General features: G+C 66.0%; 18 protein-coding genes and 1 tRNA gene. 5 read left to right on the top strand and 14 right to left on the bottom strand.

The window, feature by feature from the left end; all coding sequences use genetic code 11:
• Positions 1-528: a hypothetical protein gene (locus IE307_RS12105; RefSeq protein ID WP_191298002.1), complete on the bottom strand. Its 528-nt coding sequence runs from the start codon at positions 526-528 to the stop codon at positions 1-3.
• Positions 529-605: 77 nt separating this feature from the next.
• Between IE307_RS12105 and IE307_RS12100 the strand changes: the two genes are divergently transcribed.
• Together IE307_RS12100 and IE307_RS12095 are read left to right on the top strand one after the other, a co-directional pair.
• Positions 606-1,418: a TIGR03619 family F420-dependent LLM class oxidoreductase gene (locus tag IE307_RS12100; RefSeq protein ID WP_229904636.1), complete on the top strand. Its 813-nt coding sequence runs from the start codon at positions 606-608 to the stop codon at positions 1,416-1,418.
• 11 nt (positions 1,419-1,429) lie between these two features.
• A complete protein-coding gene (locus IE307_RS12095) occupies positions 1,430-2,338 on the top strand; it encodes a CobW family GTP-binding protein (protein ID WP_191298001.1) in 909 nt (302 codons plus the stop codon).
• 6 nt (positions 2,339-2,344) lie between these two features.
• On the opposite strand, the gene IE307_RS12090 is transcribed toward IE307_RS12095, so the two are convergent.
• The 3 genes from IE307_RS12090 to IE307_RS12080 all read right to left on the bottom strand — a co-directional run bounded on the left by IE307_RS12090 (position 2,345) and on the right by IE307_RS12080 (position 5,654).
• Positions 2,345-3,367, bottom strand: a complete 1,023-nt coding sequence (locus IE307_RS12090) for a serine hydrolase domain-containing protein (RefSeq protein ID WP_191298000.1) — start codon at positions 3,365-3,367, stop codon at positions 2,345-2,347.
• Positions 3,364-4,482, bottom strand: a complete 1,119-nt coding sequence (locus IE307_RS12085) for a serine hydrolase domain-containing protein (protein ID WP_191297999.1) — start codon at positions 4,480-4,482, stop codon at positions 3,364-3,366. The genes IE307_RS12090 and IE307_RS12085 overlap by 4 nt, the downstream gene beginning before the upstream one ends.
• Before the next feature lie 98 nt (positions 4,483-4,580).
• Entirely contained in the window at positions 4,581-5,654 is a 1,074-nt protein-coding gene (locus tag IE307_RS12080) for an aldo/keto reductase (protein ID WP_191297998.1), read from the bottom strand.
• Positions 5,655-5,852: 198 nt separating this feature from the next.
• On the opposite strand from IE307_RS12080, the gene IE307_RS12075 reads away from it, so the two are divergent.
• Positions 5,853-5,928: transfer RNA gene (locus tag IE307_RS12075), tRNA-Lys, on the top strand.
• A 74-nt stretch (positions 5,929-6,002) separates the two neighbouring features.
• Here IE307_RS12075 and IE307_RS12070 read toward each other — a convergent pair.
• From IE307_RS12070 to IE307_RS12030, 9 genes are all read right to left on the bottom strand, one after another.
• Positions 6,003-7,184 carry a tyrosine-type recombinase/integrase gene (locus IE307_RS12070; RefSeq protein ID WP_191297997.1) on the bottom strand — a complete coding sequence of 394 codons (1,182 nt, stop codon included), beginning with the start codon at positions 7,182-7,184 and terminating at the stop codon, positions 6,003-6,005.
• The gene (locus tag IE307_RS12065; protein WP_191297996.1) at positions 7,184-7,378 is read right to left on the bottom strand and encodes a helix-turn-helix domain-containing protein; all 195 of its coding nucleotides are present in this window, start codon (positions 7,376-7,378) and stop codon (positions 7,184-7,186) included. Before IE307_RS12065 ends, IE307_RS12070 begins: the two co-directional genes overlap by 1 nt.
• A gap of 16 nt (positions 7,379-7,394) precedes the next feature.
• Positions 7,395-8,999: a replication initiator gene (locus IE307_RS12060; RefSeq protein WP_191297995.1), complete on the bottom strand. Its 1,605-nt coding sequence runs from the start codon at positions 8,997-8,999 to the stop codon at positions 7,395-7,397.
• Entirely contained in the window at positions 8,996-10,486 is a 1,491-nt protein-coding gene (locus tag IE307_RS12055; RefSeq protein ID WP_308436354.1) for an FtsK/SpoIIIE domain-containing protein, read from the bottom strand. Before IE307_RS12055 ends, IE307_RS12060 begins: the two co-directional genes overlap by 4 nt.
• Positions 10,456-10,740, bottom strand: coding sequence for a hypothetical protein (locus tag IE307_RS12050; RefSeq protein WP_191297994.1), 285 nt, complete (start codon positions 10,738-10,740; stop codon positions 10,456-10,458). Before IE307_RS12050 ends, IE307_RS12055 begins: the two co-directional genes overlap by 31 nt.
• 157 nt (positions 10,741-10,897) lie before the next feature.
• The gene (locus IE307_RS12045) at positions 10,898-11,149 is read right to left on the bottom strand and encodes an AMED_5909 family protein (protein WP_229904635.1); all 252 of its coding nucleotides are present in this window, start codon (positions 11,147-11,149) and stop codon (positions 10,898-10,900) included.
• Positions 11,136-11,396, bottom strand: coding sequence for a hypothetical protein (locus tag IE307_RS12040; protein WP_191297993.1), 261 nt, complete (start codon positions 11,394-11,396; stop codon positions 11,136-11,138). The genes IE307_RS12045 and IE307_RS12040 overlap by 14 nt, the downstream gene beginning before the upstream one ends.
• Positions 11,396-11,584 (bottom strand): hypothetical protein, encoded by a 189-nt coding sequence (locus IE307_RS12035; RefSeq protein WP_229904634.1) that lies wholly within the window; start codon positions 11,582-11,584, stop codon positions 11,396-11,398. Before IE307_RS12035 ends, IE307_RS12040 begins: the two co-directional genes overlap by 1 nt.
• 23 nt (positions 11,585-11,607) lie before the next feature.
• Positions 11,608-12,060 carry a hypothetical protein gene (locus IE307_RS12030; protein ID WP_030471736.1) on the bottom strand — a complete coding sequence of 151 codons (453 nt, stop codon included), beginning with the start codon at positions 12,058-12,060 and terminating at the stop codon, positions 11,608-11,610.
• 159 nt (positions 12,061-12,219) lie between these two features.
• Here IE307_RS12030 and IE307_RS12025 point away from each other — a divergent pair, with 159 nt between their 5' ends.
• Together IE307_RS12025 and IE307_RS12020 are read left to right on the top strand one after the other, a co-directional pair.
• Entirely contained in the window at positions 12,220-12,963 is a 744-nt protein-coding gene (locus tag IE307_RS12025; RefSeq protein ID WP_191297991.1) for a DUF5919 domain-containing protein, read from the top strand.
• A gap of 10 nt (positions 12,964-12,973) precedes the next feature.
• A complete protein-coding gene (locus IE307_RS12020) occupies positions 12,974-13,444 on the top strand; it encodes an NUDIX hydrolase (protein WP_191297990.1) in 471 nt (156 codons plus the stop codon).
• Here IE307_RS12020 and IE307_RS12015 read toward each other — a convergent pair.
• A complete protein-coding gene (locus IE307_RS12015; protein ID WP_191297989.1) occupies positions 13,437-14,000 on the bottom strand; it encodes an HD domain-containing protein in 564 nt (187 codons plus the stop codon). The two genes, IE307_RS12020 and IE307_RS12015, sit on opposite strands and share 8 nt — an antisense overlap.
• Positions 14,001-14,014 lie beyond the last annotated feature (14 nt).

The following is a 14,014-nucleotide window of genomic DNA, read 5'->3' as shown; positions in this document are numbered from 1 at the left end:
CTAGCCCCCTGTGGTGATGTCCACGACCCAGAAGAACTCGCCCTCGGCGTCGTAGTCGAAGATCAACGCGGTCTGTCCCGCTTTCAGCTCGGTGCTCTGCGCTGCTCGCACCTGCACGACCGCCGTGCCGCCGTCGTCGGCGGTCACCTCGGCCTGCCCGTAGTGCTCGGTGACCCTGGAGGTCCTGACGATCGCGGTACGGCCCACGAAGTCGTTGCGGGAAGCCGGTTTCTCCGGCCTCGTCCAGCTCTTGACCGGGATGAGAAGGATCTTCGTGATGAGCGCGCCCACCAGCAGCGCACCGGCGAGGATGGCGTACCGGAGCTTGCCCTCGGGCGTGAGCACGGTGCCGACCAGTGCCGCGAACCACGTGACCACGACGAACATCGAGATCGAGATCGGCATCACCGGGGCGTCGAAGTCCAGGCCCACCAACGCCACCGTGAGCCAGTACGCCAGCACCAAGAGCAACAGGAAGCTGAACACCACGGTCGGAAACGCCAGCGCGGCAGCCAGGAACTCGGTCATCATCGCCCCCCTTCTCGCCATTCTGATGCGCCGAAGGGCTGTTTCGTTGCACTTTCGGGAATGATCGATGGAAATCGATGGTTGCCGCGACCATGGACTTCGGGGTGCAGGGGCTCAACATCGGTGGCACGGCAGGACCCGACGAGACGAGGAGGCTCGCCCAGCTGGCGGAGTCGCTCGGCTACCGGTCGTGGTGGGCGTCCGACCACGTGGTGCTGCCGTCACCGCGCGTCGACCCGTCACCGTCCGAACCGGACACCGTGTTCGTGGATCCGCTGACCCACCTGAGCTATGTGGCGGCCGTCACTTCTTCTCTCGAACTCGCGACCGGGATCGTGATCCTGCCCCAGCGCAACCCGCTCGTGCTCGCGAAGCAGGTGGCGTCGCTGGACCTGCTCAGCGGCGGCCGGTTCACGCTCGGTGTCGGCGCGGGCTACCTCGAACCGGAGATGACCGCGGTCGGGGCGCCGTTCGCCGACCGCGGCGCCGTGACCGACGAGTACCTGGACGCGATGGACCAGCTGTGGCACGCGGAGGCGCCGTCGTTCTCCGGCAGGTTCGTGTCGTTCTCGGGGATCGACGCCCGCCCCCGGCCGTCCAACGTGCGCGTGGTGGTCGGCGGCCACAGCCTCGCGGCGTTCCGGCGGGCCGTGACCCGTGCGCAGGGGTGGTTCGGCATCGGCACTCCCGAGGACATACGCGGCCACCTGGCCCGTTTCCCCGAACGCCCCTCCGGCTTCCGGATCAGCGTGTCCGCGCTGGTGCCGCTGTCGGCCGCGGTGATCAGGGAGTACGAGGACCTGGGCGTCGACGAGCTGGTCGTCCACCCGGCGGCGTTCGACGGCACCGTCGACGAGGTGTTGCGCAGGAACGCGGAGTTCACCGGCTAGCCTCGGACGTCGTGATCCCCGTCGTCGTGCTCGCCGGTTTCCTCGGCTCCGGCAAGACCACCCTGCTCAACCACCTGCTGCGCACGTCCGGCGGCACGCGGATCGGCGTCGTGGTGAACGACTTCGGGCGGATCAACATCGACGCGTTCGCCGTCTCCGCCCAGGTCGACTCGATGGTGTCGCTGTCGAACGGCTGCCTGTGCTGCGCGGTCGACGGCACCGAGCTGGACGGGATGCTGACCAAGCTCGCGTCGGCGGACCTGGACGTCATCGTGATCGAGGCGTCCGGACTCGCCGAGCCGGCGGCCATGGTGCGGATGGTGGTGCAGGCGCCGGGGGTGTCGTACGGCGGGCTGATCTACGTCGTCGACGCGGTGGAGATCGACGCCGTGCCCCACCTGGAGCGCGACCTCGCACTGGCCGACCTGGTGGTGCTGAACAAGGTCGACCGGGTTCCGTCGCCGCCGTCGCTGCCCTGCACCGCCCCGGTCGTGCCGGTGACGTACGGGCAGATCGACCCGGCGTTGCTGTTCGAGGTGCGGCCGCCGGACCTCGGACCGCGGCAGCTGTCGTTCGACGACCTGGAGGACCACTCCACGCACGCGCACGCCCGGTACGACAGCGTGTCGTTCGAGTACGCGGAACCGTTGCACCCCAAGCTGTTCATGGACTTCCTGAGCGCGCGGCCCGAGGGGTTGTTCCGCGCCAAAGGTTTCGTGCGGTTCCCACTCGGCACGTTCATGCTGCACACCGTCGGCGCCTACGTGTCGTTCACCGCGGTCGACGACGCCCCGACTCAGCTGGTGCTGATCGGGGCGGGCATCGATCCGGAGGCGCTGACGGACTGGCTGATGGCGTGCGCAGCGGACGGACCGGTCACCGAGCAGGACATGCTCTGGGTGCTCCGGTACGCCCGCTGACGTCCGCTACTTCTTGCAGAGCGCGGTGTCCATCACGTCGAACATCCGCTGGAACTTCTTCATCGGGTCGTCACCGAACGTCCCGGGCAACGCGGTGAGCGTGATCGCCGCGCTCTTGCCGCCGTCGGTCGCACCGCCCAGCGACGCCCAGCCGTGGATCGACCCGCCGTGGCCCCACCAGACCCCGCCACAGCTGAGCTTCGTGCTCTCGAGGCCGAGCCCGTAGGCGCTCTTCTCGTCGACCGCGACGGTCCTGCGCATCTCGTCGAGCTGCGCCTTCGGCAGGAGCCGGCCCTTCAGCAGCGCCTCGAAGAACTTCGCGACGTCACTCGGCGTGGAGACCATCGCGCCGGACGCCCAGGCGGCGGACGTCTCGATGTCGGTCGCGTCGACCACCTTCGACTTCGGGTCGAGCAGGTCGCTCAGCGCGAAGGCCTGGGCGTGACGGCCGCGGATGCGCTGCTCGCCCTGGCTCGGCCAGTACGTGTCCTTGAGACCGGCCTCCTCGATGACCTTCCCGATCGCCTCGCCGACCGGCCGTCCGGTCACCTTCTGGATCAGCAGCCCGGCGACGACGTAGTTCGTGTTGCTGTACTCGTACCTCTCGCCGGGCTGGAAGCTCGGCGTCTTCGCCAGGGCGACGTCCAGGAGGTCGTGCGGTGCGAAGTACCTGTCCCGGATGTCGGCGATCTTGGGGACGCCGACGTCGATCACGTAGTCCGGCAACCCGCTGGTGTGCTGCAGGACCTGGCGCACGGTGATGCGGCCGTCCTTGATGTGCGGCACGTACTTGTTCGCGGGCCCATCCAGCTCGACCTTGTTCTCCGCCACCAGTTCCAGCGTGGCGACGGCCACGAACGACTTGGTGATGCTGCCGATCCGCACCTGCCCGTTGACCGGCGCGTTGCCCCGCGCGTGGTCGTGCCCGTTCAGGTGGGCCTCGAGGCCCGGCGTCCTGTCCTTGACGATCTCGTCGAGCTGCTGGGGAACGAGCAGGGTGAGCGCGGTCAGCGCCGCCACGGCGATCACTTGGCACCGCACAGAGCAGCGTCCACAGTGGCCAGAACCGCGTCGTGCGCCTTGCCGGCTTCCTCGGGCGTGTCCTGGAACGTGCCCGGCAACGCCGTGACAGCAACGGAGAACGCCTTGCCGTCCGGCGCGACACCACCCCGCGTCTCGTAACCGTGGACGTCACCGCCGTGACCCCAGTAGCGGCCACCGCACGTGAGCGGTGAGCTGGCGATGCCCAGCCCGTACTCGGCGCCCGGCCACATCTCACCCGCGGTGTCCACGGTCTTCTGCATCTCCTTCACCTGCGCCGGCGGCACCACCTCACCGTTGAGGAGCGCGCGGTAGAAGCTGTTGAGGTCCTTGGTCGTCGAGATGATCTGCCCGGCCGCCCAGCCCCAGCTCGGGTCCATCTCGGTCACGTCCTCGATGCCGTTGCCGGTCTTCGAGTACCCCTTCGCGTGCTTGCCGCGGATGGTCTCGTCACCGACACCGGGCCAGTAGGTGTCCCGGAGCCCGATCTTCTGGACGATGCGCTTGTCGACGTTCTCCGCGACCGGCCGCCCGGTGGTCTTCTGGATCAGCAGACCCAGCAGCACGTAGTTCGTGTTGCTGTACTTGAACTTCTCACCCGGCTGGTTCGTGACGGGGTTCGCGTTGCCGACGTCGAGCAGCTCGCGCGGCTCGAAGTACCGGTGCCGCAGGTCCTCGAACTTCTCGAGCCCCAGGTAGTTCGTGTAGTTCGCGAGGCCGCTGGTGTGGTTGAGCAGCTGCCGGACGGTGATCCGGTCGTCCTTCACCGCGCCGGGCAGGTAGTGGTTGATCGGCTTGTCCAGCTCGACCTTCTTCTCCGCGACGAGCTGCATCACGACCGCGGCCACGAACGCCTTGGTGTTGGACCCCGCGCGCACCTGCCCGTTCCTCGGCACAGGCGCCTTCTTCCCCAGCTCCGCCGTACCCGACGTGTACTGCGTAGCCCTGCCGCCGGCATCGGTGGTGGTGGCCAGCGCCGCCGGGAACTCGTGCTGCTTCGTCAGCCCGTCGAGCTGCTTCTGAACAGTGGTGGGCGGCGCGGCCATCGCCGTCCCGCTGAACAACATGGCCGCTGCCAGCACTCCTACCAGCGTCTTCTTCATCCTGTGCCTCCCCTTGCCGTGGTGAGGACAGATTTCCGTGTGGAGGCACCCCGGCGCAGTCGCGCACACTTCCGTTCTCGAGGTGGAGCAGGCTCTACCTAGTACCGAAAGCTGCTCTGCAACAACGGCGGATAGATGCCGGACGCCTCCCCGTCCACCGTCGCACCGGCGAACTGCAACATCGCCCTCAGCTCACCGTGCAACGGCGCGGGATAATTGAGCTCTGGCTTCGACACCTCGTCGAGGACCGCGAGCTGCTCGTGGGTCAGTGTGACCTCGTCAAGATTGCTCTCGAGGTGCTCCAGCTTCCGCGCCCCGATGATCGGCACCACCGTCCCGGGCCGCTGCCGAAGCCACGCCAACGACACCGCCGCGGCACTGGCGTCCAACTCAGCCGCAACCTCGTTGACCACGTCGATCACCCCGAACTCCTCCTCCGTGGGCGGCGCGACAAAAGCAGCCCGCGCAGAGTCACTGACCTGCACGTTCCTCCGATACTTACCGCTCAGGAACCCGTTCTTGAGCGGACTCCACGGCACCAGCGCCATACCCGCGTCCCGCGCCAGCGGCGCGACCTCCCCCTCGACCGTCCGCGCCAGCAACGAGTACTCGACCTGCAAAGCGACCAACGGCGTCCAGCCGTTGAGCACCGCCATCGTCTGAGCCTGCGCCGTCACCCAAGCAGGCACGTTGGAGAACCCGACGTACCCCACCTTGCCCGATCCCACCAGGTCGTCGAGGACCCGCATGGTCTCCTCGATCGGCGTGTTCCGATCCCAGTTGTGCATCCAGTACAGGTCCAGGTGGTCGGTGCCGAGCCTCCGCAACGTCTCGTGGAGCTGCTTGCGAATCGCCACCCGCCCCGCCCCACCACCGTTCGGGTCACCGGGGTGCATGTTGAAGAAGAACTTGGAGGCCAGCACCACCCGGTCCCTGCCCCCGTTGCTCCGGAAGAAGTCACCGAGGATCTTCTCCGAGTGCCCGTTGGTGTAGAAGTTGGCGGTGTCGATGAAGTTCCCGCCCCGGTCGAGGTAGTGCTTCAGGATCCTCTCCGACTCCTCGACACTGGCGCCGGCGGCACCGGGGTCCTCACCGAAGGTCATCGCGCCGAGGGCGAACGGGCTGACGCGGAGGCCGGAGCGGCCGAGGGTGACGTAGTGGTCGAGCGGCATGTTCCTGGCTCCTCTTGGTGGTCGTTCCTTCTGCCTCCAATTCCAGCTCTTCCGGCCTGGCGGGGGTACGACGATCCAGCTGCCTTCTTGCCTGATCCTCTTCCTCGCCCGCGTCTGGTCTCTTTGGCGGTCTGGTGGCCGTGAGGTTGGCAACCCGGAGGACATGCGGAGGTGGAGATCGGTAGGCTGTCCCGGCGAGGGCTGCTAGCTCAATTGGCAGAGCAGGAGACTTTTAATCTTCGGGTTCAGGGTTCGAGTCCCTGGCGGCCCACCAAACCCCCAGGTCACAGGCCTGGGGGTTTCGCTTTGGCGGACCCTCCCCACACTTAACCCACACAAAACTGCTGGTCACTCAACTTCGTCGTCTTCTGCCTGATCATCTTTGGGCTCTCCGAGCGCCCCTTCCAGAGCGTCAGCAGCCCGCCGGTCGACCGTCTTGCGACCCATGTAGGTGTCCTGCGTCATCGACGGCCGAGCGTGGCCGAGCTGGTCTGCGACCTGCCTCGCAGAGAGCCCCGACTCATCGAGGATGGTCGCCGCCGTCTTCCGGAAGACGTGCGAGGTCACCCAAGCGAACTCGTCCCCGCCACGAGCGTTCCGGAGATCCTTCCGGGTGTTCGACGGGTCGCGAAGCCCGCCGAGGGCATCTGGGAAGACCGGCCCGTTCGGGAAGCTGGTGGCCTTGTGCCTCCGCCGCAGCATGTCGAGCGCCCATTGCGGCAGCAGGAGGGTTCGCTCACCGGCCTCCGTCTTGGTCGACTTCCGGATCAGTCCGACGCCCTTGACCCGGATGACCGTGTAGTTCACGTCGACCGTGCCGGCCTCGAAGTCGACGGCATCCCAGTAGACGGCCAGCGCTTCACCGATGCGGACGCCCGTGGCCATCATGAAGCGCGACAGATCAGGCAGGTCCCGTTTCACGGCCTTGGGATCGGACTCCAGCATCTCCAGCCAGAGAATCCGTTCCTCCAGCGTGAGCGCCCGCGGACTCTTCTTACGCCCAGCCTCCAGCGGCTCCACCTCCCTGACCGGGTTCGTGTCCAGCGCCTTGTCCCTGACAGCGATCCGTAAGGCCCCCGAGATCACCGAACGAGCAGTCTTGGCCGTGTCCACGCTGACCGACCGCCACAACGCGCTCAGGAAGGCGTCGATCCGCGCCACCGACATCTCGTGAATGCGCAGCTCACCAAGGCCAGGCAACACGTGCCGATCCATGATGCTTCGGTACGTGTCGACGCTGCTCGGAGACCTCTTCCCGGCATCCGCGAGCGCCTGAAACTTCGTGAACCACTGAGCCAAGGCCTCCTTGAACCGGCTGTCTCGGGTCAACGAGTTGCCGGACGGTCCCTTGCGTTCGGTGAGGGCTTTCTTGAGGCTCCGTTCTGCTGCCGTCTTGGTCTTGGCCCAACGCTCCACCGGACGAGTCTTCCCGTCGTAGTCGCGATACTTCGTGGTCGCGCGCCAGCCTGAATCCGTTTCATAGCAACGAATCGCGCCGTACGTGCCGATGTCGAGTGGCGGACGCGCCATCAGGCCGCCTCCTCAAGCAAGTGCTCGAACCAGCTCCGCACCTCGGACGGCAGGTACCTCAGGTGCTTGCCGACGCGCCGAGCAGGAGGGCCGTAGTTCTTCGTTCGCCAGCCGTAGAGCGTGTGAACCGGGACGTTCAAGAAGAGCGCGACGTCGCTGACTGTCCACAGTGGCTCAAACTGTTGTGCGTCCATGATTTCTCCCCCTAGATCAAGCAGCTTGCGGAGTTGCCGAACTCCCCGGAGGTCCGGCGGATGCGAGCAGCGCGGCGGTGTATTCGGCCTTCCACCTGCGGCGCTCTGCGACGGCGCTCAACAGCAGGTGCGCCCGTGGAGGCACGTTCGGGTCGCCAGGCTGGACGTTGTTCCAGACGAGGCGTTGTGGCTGGTCATCGGGCTTGATCCCGACATCGGCCAACAGTTGCCGAACGAACGCCTTGCGGTCGTGCTTGTGGTCCGCGAGCGACTTCCCCGACCACTTCCGCGACACCAGCACCCGCCGACCAGCCACCCCGAGCGTGGTCCGCTTGTGCGCCTTCCCCTTGCACTTGCCCGGCACAGTCGATAGCCGAGCCCCACGAGGCTGGACGCCGTAGAGCAACCACAGCACGCATTGCGGTGAGCAGGGCGTGACCGCGAGCTCTGCGCAGAGGCGTTCCGCGTGGTTTTCCTGCCGGGCGGTCTGCGCCTCAAAGCACTCGTTGATGCTCTTGGTCAGGTACTTCGTCAGGTAGCCGATGTGGCGGCCGGCCTCTTCGGTCCCGCCGAGGATGCCCTTGGAGTGCACCTGCACCCCGAACCGCGCGACGTGCGCCGGTCGCTCGACCTCGTCCAACGCTTCTTCCCAGGTCGGCAAGGCCCTTCGGGTCTGCGGATCAACGAAGCCCTTGGCCCGGACGTCCCATACCGGCAGGTTGTCGCCGCTGTACTTGATCTCGTCATGCGCTGGCCACCAGACCTGGTGATACGTGGCCTCAGCGACCGCCCGCAGCTCTGCACGGGAGATGCTTCCGCGGACCGCCGCGTGCCAGTGCGGAGCTAGTCGCCGCTGTGGTTCGACGGCCGAGAAGTACTGAACCTCCCAGCCGACACAGCGCCGAAGGTTCTGTACAAACCGGTCCAGCAGCGCCGCGAAGTGCACGGCGTCCCGAGCCGCACGGCGGTAGTCGTACATCGAGGGATCGACAGGCGTGCCGTCGCTACGCACCTTGCCATAGCTGTCGAGCGTCAGCGTGAGGAACGTCGAAGGCTGGTACTTGCCGCCGAAGACCTTGCCAACGGTGCGCTTGCTGACCGGCCGACGAGGCAGGTTCGGAGCGTCCTGGCGCCGCCTGGTCGACCGCTTTCGCGCAGCCTTGAGCGGGACTTCCAGAGAGGGGAGTGAGCCGCGGACTCCGAGTTGCCGAAGTTCTTCGTCGAGCTCCGCGACCTCCTCCCGCACTTCCTCCGCGCCGACCTCGTCACCCTCATCGAGAGCCAGGCGGAAGGCCTTGACCAGGTCAGCCCGGTACTCGGTCAGCTCTCGCTGATCGTTGCTCGGGGCGTTCGGCGTGAAGTCCGGTTCGCTGGTCAGATGCCATCCCTCGCGACACTGCGCCATCCGCAGACGCCGGTTCTTCTCTGCGCACGTCGGGCACACACTCGCGACCGTCGAACCACACGGCACGGGCACGATGTCCACGCGTCCGGTGTCGAGGTCGATCCGTTCCTTGGCCAGCGGCCGAACGCACACGCCGTGTTCCTCGGCGACAGCACGAGCGATATCGAGCGCGGCCGGCTGCTTCATCCGCTCCGAGCGGTTCAGGTACTCGGTCATGCGGCGGCCCTCCCGTCAGTCAACTCGGGGAACTCGTGGACGGTGGCGGGAGCGAGGTAGACGCCCAGCTCGACCAGGTCCGCGTCCGTGACGTGGAAAGCCCGCGCGCGTTCGGGTTCGCGCTGCCCGTCCTCCTTGAGCCAGGCGACACCAGGCGTGTTCTCGCTGATCTCATGAGCCGCCGCACCGCGTTGCCGGACGCCATCGCCCAGGACCATGTCGACCTGCACCGGTTCGTCCAGGCGCAGCGCCACACGGGTCGTGAAGAGGTGCCGGAAGGCGACCACTTCCTTGCGCGGGTCTTGGACCAGGCCGACGACGGCATAGCCAGGAGCACGCCCCTGCGAAGTGATCGTCTGGACAGCGCGGGTGGCGCGTTCGCGGAGGTTCCTGTCCGGCTGGTAGGCGATCAGGTCGGCCAGCTCATCCACGATCAGGACCGTGAACGGTTCACCAGTGTTGCGAGTCCAGAGCCGCCGGATGCCCCGGTATCGAGAGGCACGCTCCTTGACTTCTGCGGCGATTTCTTCAAGCAGGGCAACAGCTTCCGGCCCATTGTCGTAGATGACCTTCTCGAACGCGTCCGGACACTGACCCAGCTCCATCCCGCCCTTGGGATCGATGCCGACGAGTCGGACCATGCCGGCCCTGATAGCCGGAGCGAGCTGCCAGACGATCGACCAGAGCACCGAGCCCTTGCCTGCGCCAGGTACGCCGACCACGAGCACCTGCGAGCCGAGTAGCTTCAGCCGCCAGGGCTTCCCGGTCTCAGTACGGCCGACGACCACACGCTTGAGGTCGACCTCTCCCGCGTCGGCAAGCTGCGGCACCGCGACCGGACGCGCCAGCGGGTCAGCGTGGATGAAGTCGAGCTCAAGCACGCGTGGCTTGAGCACCCTGACCCGGCAAGATCGGGCGTTGAACGAGTGAGCCAGGTTGTCCCGACGTGCTTCCCACTGCTCTGGAGACTGTGCCGGGATCATTCGCACGCGGACCTTGTCACGCCAACCCTCGGACCGGACGCGGCGCAGCTTCGGGAGGTACTCCTTCCCGCGGACTTCCTTCGCAAGCTCGGCGAGCCGCATCACGGTGCGCCATTGCGGCACGTAGACCGTGAGCCGCCGCCACTCAGTCAGCAGCCGATACCAGCCGTGCCGGAGAAATGACGCCCGATCGAGGCCGTACCAAACGGTCAGGGCACACACCAGCGACAACAGCGCCAGGACCAGCGGCGACAACCCGAACTGCCGATAGGCGACGTAGCCGCCGAGGCCAAGCGTCACCATAACCGGATAGTGGATGGCCAGTACGGTGAGTTTCACGGCCAGACGAACCGTCAGCCACACCAGTGCGAGCGGCGCGAGTACGAGCTTGACCCAGCCGGGAAGCCATATCCACCAAGGAACCTGCGGGCGTGCGCCCTCAAACGGTGCGGGATCGACCCAGCGGTTGCCCCTCATCGCGCACCGCCCGAGCACGCGACGCACTGAAAGACACTGCCAACGCTTGGAATGCGTCCAACCGGCACGAAGGCTTCCGCACCCGTGGAGCACTGCGCCTTACAGGTCAGGCACTCGAAGCCCTCAGCCTGTGCGGCCGAGAGTTCCATCGTCTCCAGGGTGCCGCCGTCGAGCATCACGGCATAGGTGGAAACGGTCTGCTTGCTGGAGATCATCCGATCCCACAGCAGTTGCTTTGTGGCCCCGTCTAGCGCACGGATGCGCTCAGGCTCTACGCTCATCGTTGTTCACTCCTGAGTTGGGTGGACAACGCAGGAGCGGCGAGGTTGGTAGCCGGGTTCCGCTCCTGCGTCTCACGTTCTCTTTGCACCGCAACAAGACGTGCGGCATCGCCACGTGACCCAGCAGAGTCACGCGCTCTGTCCAAACAGGACTTATTTAGCTCTTGCGGAGCTGAATCGCCTCGCCCTTCTCGCGCTCACGAGTCGCCCAATACATGGCCTCGTGGTGGTGACTGCGGTCCGTCTCCGCGACGCGCGCGTAGATAGCGGCCGAGCGCAGGTAGTAGTCCTTCAGCACGTCGGGCTTGGACTTCGGGTGGGGAAGCAGCTTGCTCAACACGTCATGCGCTTCGCTCAACGTCCTGACCTGCTCCGCCAGGCCCCAATGCATCGCTTCAACCGCGGACATCAGGATCTCCCTCCGCCAGGGCGTGACGCCCCTCCTGACTGCCGAGGTGATCCGCCAGCTTGGACGCCTCACGCGACAGCTCCCGACAGAACCGCATCAGCACGTCCGACCCGCCAGGGAACGGCGGGAGCTGGATCGCGATGTTGACCGGGTCCAGGTAGATGACCAGCGCCAGAACCTGCGGCGTCACTCGAACCATCGCCGCAGCAGCGTCCCGCCCAGGCGTGCAGGTGGCGTTGAAGCCCATCACTGCCCACCTTCCTGCCGGGCAGCCGACGCCTGAAGCGCCTTCCACCCCTCGTCCAGAATCTCCCGCAGCCGAGGCACCGCATCGCGGTCGACCACGAGCACCACGGGGAACGCCTTGCCGAACCGCAGCTCGACCCGGTCCGCGAACGGCATCGCGAGGGGACGCATCGGGAGATCGGCGGTCACGTGGACCCGCACCATGTCCGGCATTACGCGGCCTTAGCGGCAGGCTTGCTGACAGCCGGCTTCATGCCAGACGCCCGCAAGCTGTAGCCCAACTTCGCCCGGCACCGGTGACGCTCACCGGCGTGCGTGGCACGGCACCCCTTGTCATCGATCCACGGCGTGACCGTCAGCCCCTCGAAGACCACCGGCCGCACGTCCGTACCGGGGATCGCCTCCGGCGGCACCGGCTGGTGAGGCGCGGAGATCTTCACCGTGACCACCGCGTCCGTCTTGCGCTCCGCCGCCTGGTCGATCACCAGTACCGACCACACCAGGAGCCCCGTCTCCTTGTCCTTCTCCTGCTCCACCGGCAGGCCCTTAGCCCGCTCATCGGCGGACTGGAACTTCAGCACCGGCTCGACGCCCATGACGAGCGCGCCCCTCGGGAACACGAAGTCATGACCCGCCGGGAGCCTGCTCCCACCTGTGATCGCCATCGTCTTGCTCCTGTCGTCTGTGCCGCCTGACCTGCTGTCAGCCGTTCTCGACACCTACGACTTTCGGCGAAACACGAGGACGCAAGCACCGCACAGCGGGATTTCTGAGGACGTCTCTGTTACGTTGAAGTCGTCCCTAGTCATCCCTCGGGAGGGCAGATGGCCAACGACCGCCTACGCGAAACGTTGCTACGCAACGGCTTGAGCCTCGACCACGTGGCCCGCGCGACCGGCGTCGATCCCAAGACCGTCGAACGCTGGATCACGAGGGGACGCATCCCGTACCCGCGCCACCGCAACGCCATCGCATCGATGGTCCGCGAGACCGAGCACTACCTCTGGCCCGACGCGGTAGCCGCGGAGCGCAAGGCCGAGATCGCCGAGTCCGAGGTCGTGAAGGTCTACCCGCACCGCAACAACATCCCCGCGGACTTGTGGGACCGGCTGCTCAGCGACGCCACCGAACACATCGAAGTCCTGTCCCTCGCGGCGCTGTTCCTCGTGGAGCGCCCGATGTTCGCGAAGGAGCTGCGCGCGAAGGCCGAGAACGGCGCGAAGGTCCGGCTCCTGTTCGGCGACCCGGCCGGCCGCGAGGCGTCCCGACGTTCTGAGGAAGAGCAGCTTGGCAAGGGCACCGTCGCCGCACGCATCCGCAACGCGCTGGCGTTCGTCCGGCCGCTGGTCGACGCGCCCAACGTCGAGATCCGCCTGCACAAGACCACGCTCTACAACTCGGTCTTCCGCTTCGACGACGAGATGATCGTCAACACCCACGTCTACGGGTTCCCCGGTGCCCATGCGCCCGCGCTGCACCTGCGACGGCTGTCAGCCGGGGATTTGTTCGAGACCTACTCCGAGAGCCTGGAGACCGTCTGGGCATCCGCCAAGCGCACGAATTTCTGAGGAGCCTGCCGTGGCCCGCATAGATCACTACAACGACCCCAATGCGCCGACGGCGAACAGCATCCACCCAGCCGTAAGTGCCATCGTCCGCGACGAAGCGGGCCACCTACTCATGATCCGCCGTACCGACAACAATAAATATGCGCTTCCCGGCGGAGGCCAAGATATCGGTGAAACTCTGTCGCAAGCCGTCATTCGCGAGGTCGAGGAAGAAACTGGTGTCCAAGTTGAGGTTACAGGCCTAGTTGGACTCTACTCAAACCCTTCACACGTGATCGAATACGATGACGGTGAAGTACGACAGGAGTTCTCCATCTGCTTCTATGCAAAGTACATTGGCGGCGAACTGCGAACCAGCAGTGAATCCAGGGAAGTTAAATGGATCGCACCTGCACGTTTGCAAGAACTGGAGATTCACCCCTCCATCAGGCTTCGCATCGAACATGGATTGGCCGACCGCGCGCAGCCCTACTTCACCTAACATCTATGCTTGCGGTACGAAACCGCGCCTCGGTTCGCTCCACGGCAGCAATCAGCTCAGGTGCCGCCTGCCGAACGAAGAACGCAACTAGATTATCTGGGCCGTAGCGCTTCTGAATCTCTTCGATGCGGTCGAGAACGTTCGTTGCTTGCCCTTTGGGCGTGGTTGTCATGTCAGCCCACCAGAGAGCGTCGCGAACCGGTGTCATCTCGTCGGTCCACCGCGCAAGTGAGGCAGTCATTCCACGAAGCTCTGCCTCCAGATATGCGTACGAGTGGTGCGCCACCAGGGCGCAGAGACGCGGAGGCGCACCAGCGGCTTCCAGGTAAACGGCACCGTCCAGCGGGTGGAACCCAGTGCAAGCAAGGCTTGGCGCGTAACCAATGTCGTGAAGGACTGCCGATGCAACAAGCAGATCAGCGTCTACAGGCGTGAACAACTTGCCTGCCAACGTCGCCTGGGAGGCTGCGCCGCGCACGTGCTCCCAGCGAGACGGACATGGCTCGGACAGCAAACTTCTGGCCAGGTCAGTCGCCCAGGGCACCAGACCGTCCATGTCTCCCACTCCCA

This window comes from Lentzea cavernae (assembly GCF_014653695.1).
GTDB classification, from domain to species: domain Bacteria; phylum Actinomycetota; class Actinomycetes; order Mycobacteriales; family Pseudonocardiaceae; genus Lentzea; species Lentzea cavernae.
Note: the sequence above shows the minus strand (reverse complement) of the source record. Positions and strands in the feature narration are given on the sequence as shown.

Bases quoted from the DNA above. Each gene is read 5' to 3' on its own strand.
- IE307_RS12105 (WP_191298002.1), bottom strand. From the start codon at position 528: ATGACCGAGTTCCTGGCTGCCGCGCTGGCGTTTCCGACCGTGGTGTTC.
- IE307_RS12100 (WP_229904636.1), top strand. From the start codon at position 606: ATGGTTGCCGCGACCATGGACTTCGGGGTGCAGGGGCTCAACATCGGT.
- IE307_RS12085 (WP_191297999.1), bottom strand. From the start codon at position 4,482: ATGAAGAAGACGCTGGTAGGAGTGCTGGCAGCGGCCATGTTGTTCAGC.
- IE307_RS12080 (WP_191297998.1), bottom strand. From the start codon at position 5,654: ATGCCGCTCGACCACTACGTCACCCTCGGCCGCTCCGGCCTCCGCGTC.
- IE307_RS12070 (WP_191297997.1), bottom strand. From the start codon at position 7,184: ATGGCGCGTCCGCCACTCGACATCGGCACGTACGGCGCGATTCGTTGC.
- IE307_RS12065 (WP_191297996.1), bottom strand. From the start codon at position 7,378: ATGGACGCACAACAGTTTGAGCCACTGTGGACAGTCAGCGACGTCGCG.
- IE307_RS12060 (WP_191297995.1), bottom strand. From the start codon at position 8,999: ATGACCGAGTACCTGAACCGCTCGGAGCGGATGAAGCAGCCGGCCGCG.
- IE307_RS12050 (WP_191297994.1), bottom strand. From the start codon at position 10,740: ATGAGCGTAGAGCCTGAGCGCATCCGTGCGCTAGACGGGGCCACAAAG.
- IE307_RS12045 (WP_229904635.1), bottom strand. From the start codon at position 11,149: ATGTCCGCGGTTGAAGCGATGCATTGGGGCCTGGCGGAGCAGGTCAGG.
- IE307_RS12040 (WP_191297993.1), bottom strand. From the start codon at position 11,396: ATGGGCTTCAACGCCACCTGCACGCCTGGGCGGGACGCTGCTGCGGCG.
- IE307_RS12030 (WP_030471736.1), bottom strand. From the start codon at position 12,060: ATGGCGATCACAGGTGGGAGCAGGCTCCCGGCGGGTCATGACTTCGTG.
- IE307_RS12025 (WP_191297991.1), top strand. From the start codon at position 12,220: ATGGCCAACGACCGCCTACGCGAAACGTTGCTACGCAACGGCTTGAGC.
- IE307_RS12015 (WP_191297989.1), bottom strand. From the start codon at position 14,000: ATGGACGGTCTGGTGCCCTGGGCGACTGACCTGGCCAGAAGTTTGCTG.